General features: G+C 64.5%; 13 protein-coding genes. 3 read left to right on the plus strand and 10 right to left on the minus strand.

Annotated features, from left to right (window positions below; genetic code table 11):
* Window positions 1-85 precede the first annotated feature (85 nt).
* The 3 genes from BJ122_RS12135 to BJ122_RS12145 form a co-directional block, all read right to left on the minus strand.
* Window positions 86-3,043, minus strand: coding sequence for a 2-oxoglutarate dehydrogenase E1 component (locus tag BJ122_RS12135; protein ID WP_110781270.1), 2,958 nt, complete (start codon window positions 3,041-3,043; stop codon window positions 86-88).
* A 324-nt stretch (window positions 3,044-3,367) separates the two neighbouring features.
* A complete protein-coding gene (locus BJ122_RS12140; protein ID WP_245407716.1) occupies window positions 3,368-4,294 on the minus strand; it encodes a DMT family transporter in 927 nt (308 codons plus the stop codon).
* A complete protein-coding gene (locus tag BJ122_RS12145; protein ID WP_198789970.1) occupies window positions 4,291-4,785 on the minus strand; it encodes a MarR family winged helix-turn-helix transcriptional regulator in 495 nt (164 codons plus the stop codon). Before BJ122_RS12145 ends, BJ122_RS12140 begins: the two co-directional genes overlap by 4 nt.
* Before the next feature lie 220 nt (window positions 4,786-5,005).
* Between BJ122_RS12145 and BJ122_RS12150 the strand changes: the two genes are divergently transcribed.
* A complete protein-coding gene (locus tag BJ122_RS12150; RefSeq protein WP_210205453.1) occupies window positions 5,006-6,109 on the plus strand; it encodes a hypothetical protein in 1,104 nt (367 codons plus the stop codon).
* A 191-nt stretch (window positions 6,110-6,300) separates the two neighbouring features.
* Here the strand turns inward: BJ122_RS12150 and BJ122_RS12155 are convergent, their stop codons facing one another.
* The 7 genes from BJ122_RS12155 to BJ122_RS12185 form a co-directional block, all read right to left on the minus strand.
* Entirely contained in the window at window positions 6,301-6,909 is a 609-nt protein-coding gene (locus BJ122_RS12155; RefSeq protein WP_110781272.1) for a GNAT family N-acetyltransferase, read from the minus strand.
* 192 nt (window positions 6,910-7,101) lie between these two features.
* Window positions 7,102-7,986 (minus strand): succinate--CoA ligase subunit alpha, encoded by an 885-nt coding sequence (sucD, locus tag BJ122_RS12160; protein ID WP_027278818.1) that lies wholly within the window; start codon window positions 7,984-7,986, stop codon window positions 7,102-7,104.
* Window positions 7,987-9,186: an ADP-forming succinate--CoA ligase subunit beta gene (sucC, locus tag BJ122_RS12165; RefSeq protein WP_027278819.1), complete on the minus strand. Its 1,200-nt coding sequence runs from the start codon at window positions 9,184-9,186 to the stop codon at window positions 7,987-7,989.
* A 47-nt stretch (window positions 9,187-9,233) separates the two neighbouring features.
* A complete protein-coding gene (gene mdh, locus BJ122_RS12170) occupies window positions 9,234-10,202 on the minus strand; it encodes a malate dehydrogenase (RefSeq protein WP_027278820.1) in 969 nt (322 codons plus the stop codon).
* Between the two features lie 135 nt (window positions 10,203-10,337).
* Window positions 10,338-11,525, minus strand: a complete 1,188-nt coding sequence (zapE, locus tag BJ122_RS12175; protein ID WP_110781273.1) for a cell division protein ZapE — start codon at window positions 11,523-11,525, stop codon at window positions 10,338-10,340.
* Window positions 11,526-11,642: 117 nt separating this feature from the next.
* Window positions 11,643-12,179: an RNA 2',3'-cyclic phosphodiesterase gene (gene thpR, locus BJ122_RS12180; RefSeq protein WP_110781274.1), complete on the minus strand. Its 537-nt coding sequence runs from the start codon at window positions 12,177-12,179 to the stop codon at window positions 11,643-11,645.
* Between the two features lie 121 nt (window positions 12,180-12,300).
* Window positions 12,301-13,014 carry an arylesterase gene (locus tag BJ122_RS12185; protein ID WP_430694780.1) on the minus strand — a complete coding sequence of 238 codons (714 nt, stop codon included), beginning with the start codon at window positions 13,012-13,014 and terminating at the stop codon, window positions 12,301-12,303.
* On the opposite strand from BJ122_RS12185, the gene BJ122_RS12190 reads away from it, so the two are divergent.
* Window positions 13,001-13,741, plus strand: coding sequence for an ABC transporter ATP-binding protein (locus BJ122_RS12190; protein ID WP_110781276.1), 741 nt, complete (start codon window positions 13,001-13,003; stop codon window positions 13,739-13,741). The two genes, BJ122_RS12185 and BJ122_RS12190, sit on opposite strands and share 14 nt — an antisense overlap.
* Window positions 13,742-14,050: 309 nt before the next feature.
* The gene (locus BJ122_RS12195; protein WP_110781277.1) at window positions 14,051-16,627 is read left to right on the plus strand and encodes an ABC transporter permease; all 2,577 of its coding nucleotides are present in this window, start codon (window positions 14,051-14,053) and stop codon (window positions 16,625-16,627) included.
* Window positions 16,628-16,918: the final 291 nt, after the last annotated feature.

A 16,918-nucleotide genomic window follows, 5' to 3' on the forward strand; every position in this document is an offset into this window, starting at 1 on the left:
GCGGCGGGCTGTGGCCTGCGCTTCGCCCTGATCATTTTCGGTAAGAGTAGTTCGCTCCAGCCTGATTGGCGAGCTGCGGGCGCTGCTAGTGCAGCGCCTCGTCCAGCAAGGCCTTGAGCTGCGCCAGATGCTTGGACATCAGGCCGGTGGCGGTGGCCGCGGAGGCCGCCCGGCCGGCATAACGCGGCCGCTTATGGGTGGCGCCGATCTGGGTCAGCACCCATTCGATATAGGGCTCGATGAAGTGCCAGGCGCCCATGTTGCGCGGCTCTTCCTGGCACCACACGAATTCGGCGCGCTTGAAGCGGATCAGCTCCTGCGCCAGCGCTTTGACCGGCACCGGATAGAGCTGCTCGATGCGCATCAGATAGATGTCATCGATGCCGCGCTTCTCGCGCTCCTCATAGAGGTCGAAATAAACCTTGCCGGAGCACAGCACCACGCGGCGGATCTTGTCGTCCGGCACGAGCTTGGTCTTCTCATCCGGCAATGTCTCGGCGCCGTCGAACAGAATGCGGTGGAAGGTGGTCTCCGGGCCGAGCTCCTCGAGCCGCGACACCGCGCGCTTGTGGCGCAGCAGCGATTTCGGCGTCATCAGGATCAGCGGCTTGCGGATTTCGCGCGTCATCTGCCGGCGCAGCACGTGGAAGCAATTGGCCGGGGTGGTGGCGTGCACCACCTGGATATTGTCCTCGGCGCACAATTGCAGGAAGCGCTCGAGCCTGGCCGAGGAATGCTCCGGCCCCTGGCCCTCATAGCCATGGGGCAGCATGCACACCAGGCCCGACATGCGCAGCCATTTGCGCTCGCCCGACGAGATGAACTGATCGAACAGCACCTGGGCGCCGTTGGCGAAGTCGCCGAACTGCGCTTCCCAGATCGTCAGCGAATTCGGCTCGGCCAGCGAGTAGCCATATTCGAAGCCGAGCACCGCCTCTTCCGACAGCAGCGAGTTGATCACCTCATAGTGGCCCTGCTCTGGGCCGAGATGATTGAACGGCGTGTAGCGGCTCTCATCTTCCTGATCGATCAGCACCGAATGGCGCTGCGAGAAGGTGCCGCGCTCGGAATCCTGGCCGGACAGCCGGACCCGGTGGCCTTCCTGCAGCAGCGTGCAGAACGCCAGTGCTTCGGCGGTGGCCCAATCGATGCCGACCCCGGTCTCGATCGCCTTGGCGCGGTTTTCCAGATAGCGTTGCACGGTGCGGTGCAGCCGGAAGCCATCCGGCACCTTGGTGATCTTGCGGCCGATATCTTTCAGCACATCGAGATCGACGCCGGTGATGCCGCGGCGCGGGTCTTCTTCCTGCTCGGCCGATTTGAAGCCGGCCCATTTGCCGTCGAGCCAATCGGCCTTGTTCGGGCGATAGCTCGAACCGGCTTCGAGCTCGGCATCAAGCCGCGCGCGCCAATCGGCCTTGGCCTTCTCGACCTCGCCTTCGGTGATGATGCCGTCGGCGATCAGCCGCTTGGCATAGATCTCCAGCGTGGTCGGATGGGTGGCGATCTTGCGATACATCGCCGGCTGGGTGAACGACGGCTCGTCGCCCTCGTTGTGGCCGTGGCGGCGATAGCAGAACATGTCGATCACCACCGGCTTATGGAATTTCTGCCGGAACTCGACCGCGATCTTGGCCGCGAACACCACCGCTTCCGGATCATCGCCATTCACATGGAAGATCGGCGCGTCGATCATCTTGGCGACGTCGGACGGATAGGGCGAGGAGCGCGAATAGCGCGGATAGGTGGTGAAACCGATCTGGTTGTTGACGATGAAATGGATCGAACCGCCGGTGCGGTAGCCCTTCAGCTCCGACAGCGCAAAGCACTCGGCGACCACGCCCTGGCCGGCGAACGCCGCGTCGCCATGCATCAGCACCGGCAGCACCGAGACGCGTTCCTCCGGCCGGTCGCCATGCTGGTCCTGCTTGGCGCGCACCTTGCCGAGCACCACCGGATCGACGATCTCGAGATGCGACGGGTTGGCGGTCAGCGACAGATGCACCTTGTTATGGTCGAACTCGCGGTCCGACGACGCGCCGAGGTGATATTTGACGTCGCCCGAGCCTTCGACCTCGTCGGGATTGGCCGAGCCGCCCTTGAATTCATGGAACAAAGCGCGGTGCGGCTTGCCCATCACCTGGGTCAGCACGTTGAGCCGGCCGCGATGGGGCATGCCGAGCACGATCTCGCGCACGCCGAGATTGCCGCCGCGCTTGATGATCTGCTCCAGCGCCGGGATCAGCGCCTCGCCGCCATCAAGGCCAAAGCGCTTGGTGCCGGTGAATTTCAGATCGCAGAATTTTTCAAAGCCTTCCGCTTCCACCAGCTTCATCAGAATGGCGCGGCGGCCTTCGCGGGTGAAGCTGATCTCCTTATCCGGACCTTCGATGCGTTCCTGTATCCAGCCCTTCTGCGCACCATTGGAGATGTGCAGGAATTCAACGCCCATGGTCTGGCAATAGGTGCGTTGGCAGATCGCCACGATCTGGCGCAGCGTGCCGTATTCCAGGCCGAGCACGTGATCGAGGAAGATTTTGCGGTCGAGATCGGCCTCGGTGAAGCCGTAGGTGCGGATATCGAGTTCTTCGTGATCCTTGGCGGGCGCGAGGCCAAGCGGATCGAGCTGGGCGTGGAAATGGCCGCGCATACGGTAGGCGCGGATCAACATCAGCGCGCGCACCGAATCGCGGGTGGCCTGATGGACATCGGCCGGTGCCAGCTCGACACCGCGCGGCTGCGCCTTGCTTTGCAGCTTGGTCTGCACCACGCGCTCGACTTCACCCCAATTGCTGTCGAGCGCGGAGAGCAGGTCGTCACGTTGGCTGAGCGGCCAGTCGCCGCTGGCCCAGGACGGGCCGGACACCGCTTTTTCGATGTCGGTCGGCCGGTCCTTCAGGCTCTTGAAGAACTCCTGCCAGTCCGGATCGACCGAGGTCGGATTCTCGTGAAAGCGGGCGTAGAGCTCGTCGATGTAGCCAGCGTTGGCGCCGTCGAGAAAGGAAGAAAGAGCAAAAGCGGCGTTCGCGTCCTGACGAGACATGGTTCCGTCCTGATCTGATTTCGCACGACCGACATCATGCTGATGCGGCAGGCCGGATCAGCAAGATAGTGCACCTTTACTCACAAAACACGGAAATGGTAGCGCCAAACGCACAAGTAGTGAATTTGGCCTTCAATTTTTCGACAAGAGTGGCGCGGAGCCATGCAAAACCGCGGTGAGGTGGCTGGTGCCGGCCTGTCCTGGCCGCTGTAGCAGGGGCGCACAAACGCGCCGGCAGCACGATCGCACCGGCATCGCGGGCCGCAGCCCGCCGCGGCGCTGGCGCGAGGCGACCGCTCGCCGCCACACAACCCATGCGGGCACTCAGTTCTCGTCGCGACCGACCAGCACCGCACCGATGATCAGCACCGCCCCTGTGATCATCACCGCGGTTGGAATCTCATTCAGCCACACGAACGCGCCAAAGATGCCGAACACCGGCACCAGCGTGAGCCACAGACCGGCTGCACCCGGGGTCAGATAGCGCAGGCCGATCAGATACAGCCAAAAGGCAATGGCATACTGAACCACTCCGGACGCAGCGGCATAGGCCAGCGTCGATAGCGACAGGTCGCCGAGAACCAGCGGCTCAATCTCCGCGGCCAGCACAGCGCCAGCCACCGCCAGCACGAAGACCAGGCCAGCCAGCTGCTGCGCCAGCGCCAGCGTCGCGGCGGGAAAATGACCGGCCACCCTGGCCGACAGCACCACATAGGTTGCGGCCGAAAAGGTCGCCAACACGATCAAGCCGTCTCCGGCCGCACTGCCCTGGCCGGCGCCCAGCAGTGTTTCGCCGGACACCAACAACAGCCCGACCACGGCGATGACGATGCAAATCCCGAGTCGCAACGACGGCTGCTGCCTGAGAAACAGCCAGGCGATCACGACGATCATGATCGGTTCGGTGGCGCCAATCACCGAAGCGCTGCCGGCGGTCGTTAACGACAGCCCGACCAAGCCGATCGAGTAAGTCAGGCCCGGTTCCAGGATGCCGATCGTTGAGGCGCGCCACAGGCGCGGCGATCGAAAGTGCCGCGGACTGTGCGGCAAAGCCAGACCTGCGAGCGCCACCACGCTTGCGACCAACTGAATGACGAGCAGCTGCAAAGGCGGCACGGTGTTGAGCAGATCGCGCGACATCACCGTTGAAAAGCCCCAACACGCCGCCGATCCGACCATGGCCACAATGGCCAACACCCCTCGGCCGGAAACGACATTGGCATTGGCAACGCTGCTCGGATTATCGGTCATCCTGATAATTCCTTCCATTTGGCGTCAACGGGGCAGTCGTGGGGGACGCAGCATTCCTCCTCACACATCCGGCAAAAGCGGTAGCCGAGCTGACGCTCGGTCAGAAGGCCGCGCAGCATCCTGTCGAGATAACCACCAAGCTGATGCACCTCGTCTGCCGACAGTACGGCGAGTGCGCGCTCCAAAATCCTGGCGCGCTGTTTCAAGACAGAACGCCGCAACTTAGTGCCGGCAGGGGTCAGATGAAGCCGCACCGTGCGGGCATCCCGGCCTTCGCGGCGCCGGACAATGCCGTCCTTCTCCAACCGATCCACTAAGCGCACCGCGCCGCTGTGCGAGAGATTGAGCGCACGGCCAAGCTCCTTGATCGGAATACCAGGATGAGCACCAAGCATGATCAGCGCGGACGCGGTTTCACCGGAGGTCTGCAGCGTGTCGTTGACGGCAGCCCAGATTTCATCGGCAAGAACGATCGAGAGGGCGCCCAGCATGTTACCGACTTTCCGCATCTAATCTCTCATTATATGCGCCGCACATATATTAGCTCACTGTAGCGATAATTGACCTCGCTGCTGCGGAGAAACGTGGAGCTGCGACATTGTGCGGCATTCATCGCGCTCAACCGATAAGTGCACCATCGTTCTGTTATATTAATATGCGCGCAACACACAATCCTAGTGAATTGAGAGCCACCCACATAAGGGACATGCCATGCTTCTCTCTGCCAATGGGATTTTGGAAGTCAGTTCTCTCAACGACCTCCTCGACCGTGCTGAAAAACACGCCCCCGACACCAGCTACGGCGACGACATCGACACCGCAAATGCAGTGTTGCTCGATCCTCAGAAGTCACATGAGGAGCGGCACGCCGCGTTCTTAGCCTGGGCGTCTCGGCACCAGCCCTGTCTTTTCGGCCGTCTGGGCTCGCGTGAAATGCAGGGGATCTGCATCGACATGTGCTGGATCGATGAAGACGAGATCGCGCTCGGCGACGATTTCGTGAGCCGCAAGATCCAAAGAACGCGTCAGGAATGGAAGGAGCGTGCGGCAGCAGGCATCGCCCATGGCTTCCTGATCATGTTCAATGGGCCGCGACTTGCCCGCCTGAAACCCGGCACTGACTTACTCGAAATCTGCGAAAAGATCGCCAATCTGTACTTGGTCGAACACGCGCCGATCAAACGTGATGTGATCTACACGGAGTCAGTACCGCTGCGAGGGAGCAGCCTCAGCGTCTTCAAAGCCGGCATCAATATTTTCTATCCATCGGCTCATCGCACGCGGAACCATGATCGACGCATACCCGGCGGCTTGGTGATTTCCGTCAATAGTCCGGGACATTGGGCAAATTCGCTGGTGATGCGCGGGCTGGTCCCTTCGCTCGATGACGCCGTGACAAAGGTGATGGAGATTACCCTTCGTTCGATTGGAAATGGCGGGATCGGCCATGACAGCATGCCGAGCGTCAGCTGGCACAATGTTGAAAACGATCCGGACTGTCTGGCGCAGCGCCGAAAGCTATCTAAGCTGCCGCACTACGTGCCGGACAATCATTCGCAGCGGGCGTACAGCGCCCTTTATCACACCGATGTCTTGGTACCGACCGACGTGACCATCGATGGAACGATCGATCCAGATATCGCGGCTTGCGAACATTGGCGGCACCTGATCATCGACTACATTTCCGTGCAGGAGCAAGCGCACGACCACATCAACTACGCATTGTTCCACGGCCACCCGATCCCCGACGAAGCGCTCTATCACAATCCGTGGTCCCCGAGACGGGCGGTCAATTCGCCTCGCAACGAAGCTTAAGGCCAACACTCCTTAATCGCGACACTCATGCGTACGCTTGTGTTCGGCGCGGCCATGACACGCTGATCGGTTGGCATCCGTTGGCACTGGTATAGGACGCTTCATGCTCGCCCGAGACAAATCGTTTTGGGCGAGCATTGGCGCGGAGCGATCAAGGCTGAGCGAAATGCGCGCGCATTCACCGGCTTTTTTCAGCCTTGGTGCTTAGTTTGACCACGGCGGTTGGATTTCATCCAGCGCATCAGCGGGCGGGTTGGCGACCGGCGGGCTACTTCGACGAAGCCGAGCTTGGCGAAGGTTGCGGGCGTGCCGACGAACCCCTCGGATGAGCTTGTCGCTGCCTCATTGGGACAGGCCTCGACGCAGGACGCGCCGCAGGCGAGCGCGTAATCAACGGCGGCCTTGATCAGGTGAGCGGTGAGGCCGTGACGGCGAAAGCCAACCCGTACATAGAGGCAGGAGATGAACCAGCAGGTCTCGACCAGCTGGTCCGGCAGCGGCGCGGCGACACGCGAGCGCATCAACACCGGATAGGCGCTGCGCGGCGCCACCGCACACCAGCCGACCGCCTGATCATCATGGATCGCCAAAATGCCGAGCGGCTGCGCCGAATCGGCCAGGCGGTGCAGCGCGGCTTTGCGCGCGTCCTTGCCCATGGCGTTGAAGCGGCTGCGGCTGACCCGCCACCACATGCACCAGCAGCCGCTGTCCGCGCCGCGCTCGGGTCCGAACAGATCTTCCAGCAACGGCCAGCTTGCAGCCGACAGCGGCACGAAACGCAGATCGCGAAGATCGGTCATGCGGCCCTCGATCGCAGGTCAGAGCGAACGACCGGCGGCGCCGCGTGCCAACCGCCCGCCCTGCCGGTCACGAGGCGTCAAAAAAGAAAGCCTCGGCTCTGAGTCAATCAGAACCGAGGCTTGCGATAAATGGCCGGTCGCGGGCGTTTTGCCGCAACCAACGGGCCTAACGAGCGGAGGCCGCTCGCGCGATCAGCGCTTGAGCACTTCGACCAGCGTGCTGCCGAGCCGGGCCGGCGACGGCGACACGGTGATGCCAGCGGCTTCCATCGCCGCGATCTTCGAGGCGGCGTCACCCTTGCCACCCGAGACGATCGCGCCGGCATGGCCCATGCGGCGGCCGGGAGGAGCGGTACGACCGGCAATGAAGCCGACCATCGGCTTCTTGCGGCCGCGCTTGGCCTCGTCGATCAGGAACTGGGCGGCGTCTTCTTCGGCCGAACCACCGATTTCGCCGATCATGATGATCGAGGTGGTCTTGTCGTCGGCCAAAAACATCTCCAGCACGTCGATGAATTCGGTGCCCTTGACCGGGTCGCCGCCGATGCCGACCGCGGTGGTCTGGCCAAGGCCGGCCTGGGTGGTCTGGAACACCGCTTCATAGGTCAGCGTGCCGGAGCGCGACACGATACCGACCGAGCCGGGGCGGAAGATGTTAGCCGGCATGATGCCGATCTTGGACTGGCCCGCGGTGACCACGCCCGGGCAGTTCGGGCCGATCAGGCGCGACTTGGAGCCGGCCAGCGAGCGCTTGACGCGCACCATGTCCAGCACCGGAATGCCTTCGGTGATACAGACGATCAGCGGGATTTCCGCATCGATCGCCTCGCAGATCGCGTCGGCCGCGCCCGGCGGCGGCACATAGACCACCGAGGCGTCGGCCCCGGTCTTCTCACGCGCCTCGCGCACGGTGTCGAACACCGGCAGGCCGAGATGAACCGAGCCGCCTTTGCCCGGCGAGGTGCCGCCGACCATCTTGGTGCCGTAGGCGATCGCCGCTTCGGAGTGGAAGGTGCCGTTCTTGCCGGTGAAGCCCTGGCAGATGACCTTGGTGTTGCTATCGATCAGGACGGACATTTAGGCGACCTTCTTCACGGCGTTGACGATCTTCTGCGCAGCGTCGTCGAGGTCGTCGGCGGGCAGAACGTTGAGACCCGATTCGCGGATGATCTTTTTGCCTTCTTCGACATTGGTGCCTTCGAGGCGCACCACCAGCGGCACGCTGAGGCCGACCGCCTTCACCGCAGCGAGCACACCGCGCGCGATCACGTCGCACTTCATGATGCCGCCGAAGATGTTGACCAGAATGCCCTTCACGTTCGGATCAGCGGTGATGATCTTGAAGGCCGCGGTGACCTTCTCTTCCGAAGCGCCGCCGCCGACGTCGAGGAAGTTGGCCGGGCTTTCGCCATAGAGCTTGATGATGTCGAGCGTGGCCATCGCCAAGCCCGCGCCGTTGACCATGCAGCCGATGGTGCCGTCGAGCGCGATGTAAGCGAGGTCATATTTCGACGCTTCGATTTCCTTGGCGTCTTCCTCGGTGGTGTCGCGCAGCGCCACGATGTCGGGGTGGCGATACAGCGAGTTGCTGTCGAACGACATCTTGGCGTCGAGGCAGCGCAGCTCACCCTGCTTGGTCAGCACCAGCGGGTTGATCTCCAGCATCTCCATGTCCTTGGCGATGAACGCCGTGTAGAGCTGGGTCGCGAGCTTTTCCGCCTGCTTGGCGAGATCGCCGGTCAGGCCGAGCGCCTTGGCGACGGTGCGGCCGTGATGCGGCATGATGCCGGTGGCCGGATCGACCGAGAACGACACGATCTTTTCCGGGGTGTCGTGGGCGACGTCTTCAATGTTCATGCCGCCTTCGGTGGACACCACGAACGAGACGCGCGAGGTCGAACGATCGACCAGCAGCGACAGATAGAACTCCTTGTCGATCTCGGAGCCTTCTTCGATGTACAGCCGGTGGACCTGCTTGCCGGCGGGGCCGGTCTGCAGCGTCACCAGGGTGGCGCCGAGCATTTCCTGAGCGAACTGCTTGACCTCATCGATCGAGCGGGCGAGGCGCACGCCGCCCTTGTCGCCGGCGGACGCCTCTTTGAACTTGCCCTTGCCGCGGCCGCCGGCGTGGATCTGGCTCTTCACCACCCACACCGGACCGGCCAGCTGCTTGGCAGCTTCTTCGGCCTCTGACGCGTTCAGGATCGCGATGCCCTTCGACAACGACACGCCGAACGGCTGCAGCACCGCCTTGGCCTGATATTCATGGATATTCATTCTGACGGCCCTCGGACCCTTGAGCGTTTATGACTAATTGAGTGCGATCACTGACCGAGCAGGTCAGGCGCGATCTTCTTGCAGGCGTCGACCAGGCCCTGCACCGAGGCGACCGACTTGTCGAACGCTTCACGATCCTTGCCGGCCAGTTCGATTTCCACGACGCGCTCGACACCGCGATCGCCGATCACCACCGGCACGCCGACATACATGTCCTTCACGCCGTAAGCGCCGTTGAGATAGGCGGCGCAGGGCAGCACGCGCTTCTTGTCCTTGAGATAGGCTTCAGCCATCGCGATCGCGGAAGCCGCCGGAGCGTAGAACGCCGAGCCGGTCTTGAGCAGGTTGACGATCTCGGCGCCGCCATTGCGGGTGCGATCGACGATTTCGTCGAGGCGGGCCTGCGAGGTCCAGCCCATCTTGATCAGGTCGGGCAGCGGGATGCCGGCGACGGTCGAATACTTGACCAGCGGCACCATGGTGTCGCCGTGGCCGCCGAGCACGAAGGCGGTGACGTCTTCCACCGAGACGTTGAATTCATCGGCCAGGAAGTAACGGAAGCGCGCCGAGTCGAGCACGCCGGCCATGCCGACCACCTTGTTGTGCGGCAGGCCGGAGGCCTTCTGCAGCGCCCAGACCATGGCGTCGAGCGGGTTGGTGATGCAGATCACGAACGCGTCCGGCGCATACTTCTTCAGGCCGGCGCCGACCTGTTCCATCACCTTGAGGTTGATGCTGAGCAGGTCGTCGCGGCTCATGCCGGGCTTGCGCGGCACGCCGGCGGTGACGATCGCCACCTTGGCACCTTCAATCGCTTCATAGGTGTTGGTGCCGGTCAGCTTGCAGTCGAAGCCGTCAACCGGGGACGATTCCGCGATGTCGAGCGACTTGCCCTGCGGGATGCCCTCGGCGATGTCGAACATCACCACGTCGCCGAGTTCCTTGAGGCCAACGAGGTGAGCCAGCGTACCGCCGATCTGACCGGAGCCAATCAAAGCAATCTTGTCACGCGCCATGGGGAACCTGTCCTTTGAGCCAAGCAGAATGAAAGGGGGTGGGAAATCTGGTGGGTGGGTTATCGCTTTCGCAGGAACCGTTCAAGGTGCGGTTCGCCGAATTGTTAGCCATGCCGCCGCGGCAGGCGGCTTTGATCAGGTTTCGACCAGGCCGGTGGTGGATTCGCTGGCGCTGGAGTCGCTGCGGCCATGCGGCCGCGCCAGGTAGGATTCCGAGCCCATTTCGATCAAACGCGAGGCCGTACGCTGGAATTCCATCGCCTCGATGCCCTGATCGGCGCAATACAGTTCGGCCGGCTCAGCGGCCGCCGAGGCCATCAGCTTAACGCCATTGTCGTACAGCGCATCGACCAAAGTGGTGAATCGTTTGGCCTCGTTGCGCTGCGCCAGATCCATCGCCGGCACGCCGTCGATCAGGATGGTATGGTATTCGTGCGCCAATCGCAGGTAATCGGACGCCGCAAGCGGCTGCTGGCACAGATCGGCGAACGAAAACCGCGCGACGTGGTGATCGGCGCGCGGCACCCGCAAGATCCGGCCCTTGATCGAGATATCGCGCGGCTGACCCTTGGCGCCGCCGGTGAGGCGCGCCCAGGTGGCGTCTATCCTCGCGGTGGCGTCGGCATCGGCCGGCACCAGCCAGGTCTTGGCGCCGGCCAGCTTCTCCAGCCGGAAATCGGTGCGGGCATCGAGCCGCAGCACGTCCATGCGCTCTTTGAACTGGCCGATGAACGGCACAAACAGCGCCCGGTTCAGGCCGCCGCGATAGAGATCGTCGGGCGCGACATTGGAGGTCGCCACCACCACCGTGCCGAGCTCGAACAGCTTGGAGAACAGCCGCCCCAAAATCATGGCATCGGCGATATCGGTGACGTGAAACTCGTCAAAGCACAGCAGCCAGGATTCCTCGAAAATCGAGGTTGCCGTCAGCGCCACCACATCGGCATCGGCGAGTTCGCCGCGCGCGATGTTTTGGCGGAACGCATAGATGCGCTCATGCGCTTCGGCCATGAATTCGTGGAAATGGGCGCGCCGCTTCAACGCCACCGGGCTGCTCTCGTAGAACAGGTCCATCAGCATGGTCTTGCCGCGGCCGACCTCGCCATGGACGTAGAGGCCGCGCGGCGGCGGCGGCAGCTTGTCGGACTTGAATAGCCGGCCGAAAAGCCCCTGTTTTTTCGAGGGTTTATAGCCCGTGAGCGACTGCTCCAGCGCTGTGAAGGCCACGACCGCGTCGGCCTGCGCCGGGTCGGGCTCGATGGCGCCAGACGACAGCAGGGCCTGATAGTGATCGCGAAAACTGGCCGGAGCGATATGCAGCATGGCGCTACTTACCGCATCAACCTGCACAAAAATGCAAGCTGAATCGCGCTGCGGTGCAGTACCAGGGGCCCGTCAACAACTGCTGATCGGCTGCCAGACCAGGTACTGAGCCGCTTGCTACGCGGTCAGCGCATAGCTGTCCTCGACCACATAGGGCCCGCCGCCGGTCGAGGCGCGCGAGGAAAACAGCGCAAAACGCGAGGCGGTGAAGGTGCGCGTCGGATAGTAGCCGCGCAGCGACAGGTAGTTGGCGACGTCCTGGGGCGAGACATCGCGCAGCCGCGCCAGCGTGATGTGCGGGGTGAATTTGCGGGCATCCGGGCCAAGCCCGAGCCGCTGCATGATCCGCTCAAGCTCGGCCTGCAATTCCAACAGCGGCCGGGTCGGCAGCACCGAGGCCACCACCGCGCGCGGCTTCTTGCCGCCGAAGCTGGCCAGGCCCTGCACCGTCACTTCGAACGGTTTTCGGTTGATGCGCAGCAGCAGCGAGGCGATTTCATTGGCGGAGCTGGGATCGATGTCGCCGATGAAGCGCAGCGTGACGTGGTAGTCCTCAGGCTCGATCCAGCGCGCCCCAGGCAGACCGCCGCGTAACAGCGAGAGCGTCTGGCTGATCTCGTCAGGAACTTCCAACCCAGCGAACAAGCGCGGCATCGCAACTCTCCGATGCAGGAGCACAGACCGAATCAACGACACTCAAGTCGTAACGCAGGAATGTAACAGCGCGAAGGGAGGGCCCGAAAAGTGCTGTGAATCCCTCGCCTTGCGCCAAGTGTTAACCGCGTTGCCGGCGGATCGCTCCAATGAACGCCTCCACCGTCGGCAGGATGTTGGCGACGATGGCCTCGACGCCGGCCTCGGTCGGGTGCAGGCCGTCGGGCTGATTGAGCCGCTCCACCGTGGCCACCCCCTCCAGGAAGAACGGGTACAGCGGCACTTCGTACTGCTTGGCCAGCTCCGGATAGATCGCGTTGAACTTGGCCGCGTATTGCTCGCCATAGTTCGGCGGCGCGTACATGCCACACAGCAGTACCGGGATATTGCGCGCCTTCAGCCGCTTCAAAATCTCCTCGAGCGATTGCCGCGCCACCTGCGGGTCGATGCCGCGCAGCGCGTCATTGGCGCCGAGTTCCAGGATCACGCCGTCGACGTCTTTGGGCAGCGACCAGTCGAGCCGCGCCAGCCCGCCCGAGGTGGTGTCGCCGGAGACGCCGGCATTGCTGATTTCGACCGTAATACCCTTGTCGCGCAACGCTTTTTGCAGCTTGGCCGGGAACGCCGCCGAGGCCGGCAGTCCATAGCCCGCGGTCAAGGAATCGCCGAGCGCCACCAGTTTGAGCGGCCGTTCCGCCGCCGTTTGCGCCAAGCTCGGCCCGGCCATGGCGAGGCCGAGCGCCACCGCCAGCACCGCCCGCCTGCAAATCCGGCTGGCCTGCCTCTCGATTGCGCCAAACCAATCGCCATATGGAACGACCATGGACAGTGTCATCACAACCTCATCACCGGCGGGCCGCGCGCCCGACACCATTGTCATTACAGACGTCGACCTGTCGCTGGGGACGGGCGCGGCACGGGTGCATATCCTTAAGGATATCAGTCTGCGCGTCGGCTCCGGCGAGGCGCTCGGCCTGATCGGACCATCAGGCTCGGGTAAATCCACCCTGCTGATGGTGATGGCGGGACTGGAGCGCCCCGACAGCGGTGAAGTGGTGGTCAGCGGCACCTCGTTCAATGCTTTGAGCGAGGACGAACTGGCGCGGTTTCGCGGCCGGCAGGTCGGCATCGTGTTCCAGTCGTTCCATCTGATCCCGACCATGACCGCGCTGGAAAACGTCTCGGTGCCGCTGGAACTGGCCGGGGTGCCGGATGCCGCGGCGCGCGCCGCGCGCGAACTGGCCTCGGTCGGGCTTGGCGAACGGCTGCACCATTATCCGACGCAATTGTCGGGCGGCGAGCAGCAGCGCGTCGCGCTGGCGCGGGCGCTGGCGCCCGATCCGGCGATCCTGGTCGCCGACGAGCCGACCGGCAATCTCGACGAGGCCACCGGCAAGCAGATCGTGGACCTGCTGTTCGCCAAACATGCCGAGCGCGGCATGACGCTGGTCTTGGTCACCCACGACAGCTCGCTGGCGCAGCGCTGCGACCGCGTGGTGCGGCTGCGCTCCGGGCGGATCGACAGCACCGCGCCGCCGCAGCGGCTGCGGGCCGAGGCGTGATGCCGATGCGGACGCCCAGCCGTTTCCCGACGTCATGGACGGGCGCGTCCCGGCCATCCACGCCCTCCACGCCGAGCTGCCTTCAAGACGTGGATACCCGCGACACGCGCGGGCATGACGAGTGCAGGGCGGGAGACGCGGCATGAGCGGCCGGATGAGCGACATGGCGACGATTTCGATGAACGCCCCTCCCCCGTCATTGCGAGCGCAGCGAAGCAATCCAGGGCCGCACACCGCAGCTGCTGGCTGGCTTCGTCGCTCTGCTGCTCGCCATGACCGCGTTCGTTCTAACCCGATGGGCAAGGCCTGATGAGCGTGCTGTCCGAGCCGATGTCACCGCCGCGCCGGCTGACGCTGGCGTTCCGCTATGCGCTGCGCGAATTGCGCGGCGGCCTGTCCGGCTTTTACGTGTTCATCGCCTGTATCGCGCTCGGCGTGCTGGCGATCGCCGGGGTCGGCTCGGTGGCCGCCTCGCTCAGCGAGGGGCTGGCGCGCGAGGGCCGCGCGCTGCTTGGCGGCGACGTGGCGTTCTCGCTGATCCAGCGCGAGGCCAAGCCCGAGGAACTGGCCTATCTGCGCTCGCGCGGCACGGTGTCGCTGGCGACCACACTGCGCGGCATGGCGCGCACCGATGACGACCGGCTGGCGTTGGTCGAGCTGAAAGCGGTCGATGACGGCTACCCGTCGATTGGCCGGCTGACGCTGGCCCCGGAACTGCCGACCCCCGAGCTGCTCGCCGAACGCGACGGCAGCTTTGGCGCCGCCGCCGACGCGGCGCTGCTGGCACGGCTCGACCTCAAGGTCGGCGACCGCGTCCATGTCGGCCAGGCGGCCTTCACGATCCGCAGCCTGATCAGCGGCGAGCCCGACAAATTGTCCGGCGCGGTCGGGTTCGGCCCGCGCTTTCTGATCAGCGAGGCGGCGCTGCGCGCCACCGGGCTGTTGCAGCCCGGCACCTTGGTGCGCTGGACCTATCGCGTGCTGCTGGCCGACAACGGCGCCGATGACCGCGCCGCCAAGGCGCTCGCCGATGCCGCGCGCACCGCGCTGCCGCAGGCCGGCTGGGAGATCCGCACCCGCGACAATGCCTCGCCGCAGCTGGAACGCACCATCGCGCGCTTCACGCAGTTTTTGACCCTGGTTGGCCTCGCCGCGCTGCTGGTCGGCGGGGTCGGCGTCGCCAATGCCGTGAAAAGCCATGTCGATCGCCGCCGCGAGGTGATCGCCGCCTTCAAGGCGCTCGGCGCCAGCGCCGGCGATGTGTTCATCATCTATCTCACCCAAGTGATGATGCTGGCGCTGATCGGCTCGGTGATCGGGCTTTTGCTCGGCGCCGCGCTGCCGTTCGTAATCGCCGGGCTGTTCGGCGCGGTGCTGCCGCTGCCGGTGGTGCCGACGCTGCATCCGGCTGAACTTTTGCTGTCGCTGATCTATGGCCTGTTGACCGCGCTGGCCTTTGGGCTGTGGCCGCTGACCCAGGTGCAGGACGTGCCGGTGGCGGCGCTGTTTCGCGACGCCGGCAGCGGCGACCGCCGGCGGCGGCCGCGGCGCAAGCACCTGATCTGGATGGCGGTGGTGATCGGGCTGCTGATCGCGGTGGTGATCGGGCTGTCCTACGACAAGCGCGTGGCCGCGGCCTTCGTCGGGGCGGCGCTGGTGGTGTTCGCGCTGCTGCGCGGCATTGCCGCGGCGCTGATGGCGCTGGCGCGCCGGCTGCCGCGCGCGCAAAACACCATGCTGCGGCTGGCGGTCAGCAACATCCACCGCCCCGGCGCGCTGACGCCGTCGGTGGTGCTGTCGCTTGGCCTCGGCCTCGCGGTGCTGGTCACGGTGACCCAGATCGACGGCAATCTGCGCCGGCAATTCTTGGCCGCGCTGCCGGAACGGGCGCCGTCGTTCTACTTCATCGATATCCCCTCGGTGGACACCGACCGCTTCGCGGCGTTCCTGAAACAGCAATCGCCCGCCGCCACCATTGAGGACGTGCCGCTGCTGCGCGGCCGGATCGTCGCGGCGCGCGGCCTCAAGGCCGAGGAGCTAAAGCCCTCGACCGACGCCGAATGGGTGCTGCAGAGCGACCGCGGCCTGACCTATGCCGCCGAGCCGCCGCGCGGCTCCAAACTGGTGGAGGGCAATTGGTGGCCGGCTGATTATGACGGCCCGCCACTCGTTTCGTTCGAGAAGAAGCTCGCGAGCGGCCTTGGCCTGAAGATCGGCGACGAAGTGGTGGTCAATGTGCTCGGCCGCGAGATCACCGCCACCATCGCCAGCCTGCGCACCGTCGACTGGCAGAGCCTCGGCATCAATTTCGTGCTGGTGTTCTCGCCGAACACTTTTGCCGGCGCGCCGCATACCCACGTCGCCACCCTGACCGAGCCGCACGGCGGCTCCGCCGCGGGCGACGGCGCCATCATCAAGGCGGTCGCCGACGCCTTCCCGATGGTGACCAGCGTGCGGGTGCGCGAGGCGCTCGAGACCATCGGCGGCGTGGTCAACAATCTGGCATTGGCGGTGCGCGGCGCCAGCGCGGTGACGCTGATTGCCGCGATCCTGGTGCTGGGCGGGGCGCTCGCCGCCGGCCATCGCCACCGCGTCTATGACGCGGTGATCCTGAAAACCCTGGGCGCCACCCGCGCGCGGCTGCTCGGCGCCTATGCGCTGGAATATCTGCTGATCGGGCTGGCGACCGCGCTGTTCGCGGTGCTGGCCGGTTCGGTCGCGGCCTGGCTGATCGTCAGCCGGCTGATGACGCTGAGCTTCGTCTGGCAGGCCGGCAGCGCCAGTGCGGTGGTGCTGGCGGCGCTGGTGCTGACCGTCGGGCTCGGGCTGATCGGAACCCTGCTCGCCCTCAACCAGAAGCCGGCGACGGTGCTGCGCAATCTGTGATTGCGGGACCTCGAAAATGGCCCGGAAACCGGGGGTTTTTCCTGAACCGCGGCGGAGAACTTCTTAACCTCAATGCCCTAGCGACATTCAGCCGCGCGTGGAAGCTTGCGGGGAATGTGTTAGTTTCCCAAATATCCACTCGGTACAGGCGTCGGTTCTGCCGACCCGGATTGCAGCTCGGACGGTAATCGGGAGATGCAATCGGCGTCATTGAGACGATCCGACTCCTGATAGAGACTCGCATTTGCGCCGTAGAACCTCCTGCGGCCTCACAACCCACGGGAATTCGCC

The organism is Rhodopseudomonas faecalis (assembly GCF_003217325.1).
GTDB lineage: Bacteria > Pseudomonadota > Alphaproteobacteria > Rhizobiales > Xanthobacteraceae > Rhodopseudomonas > Rhodopseudomonas faecalis.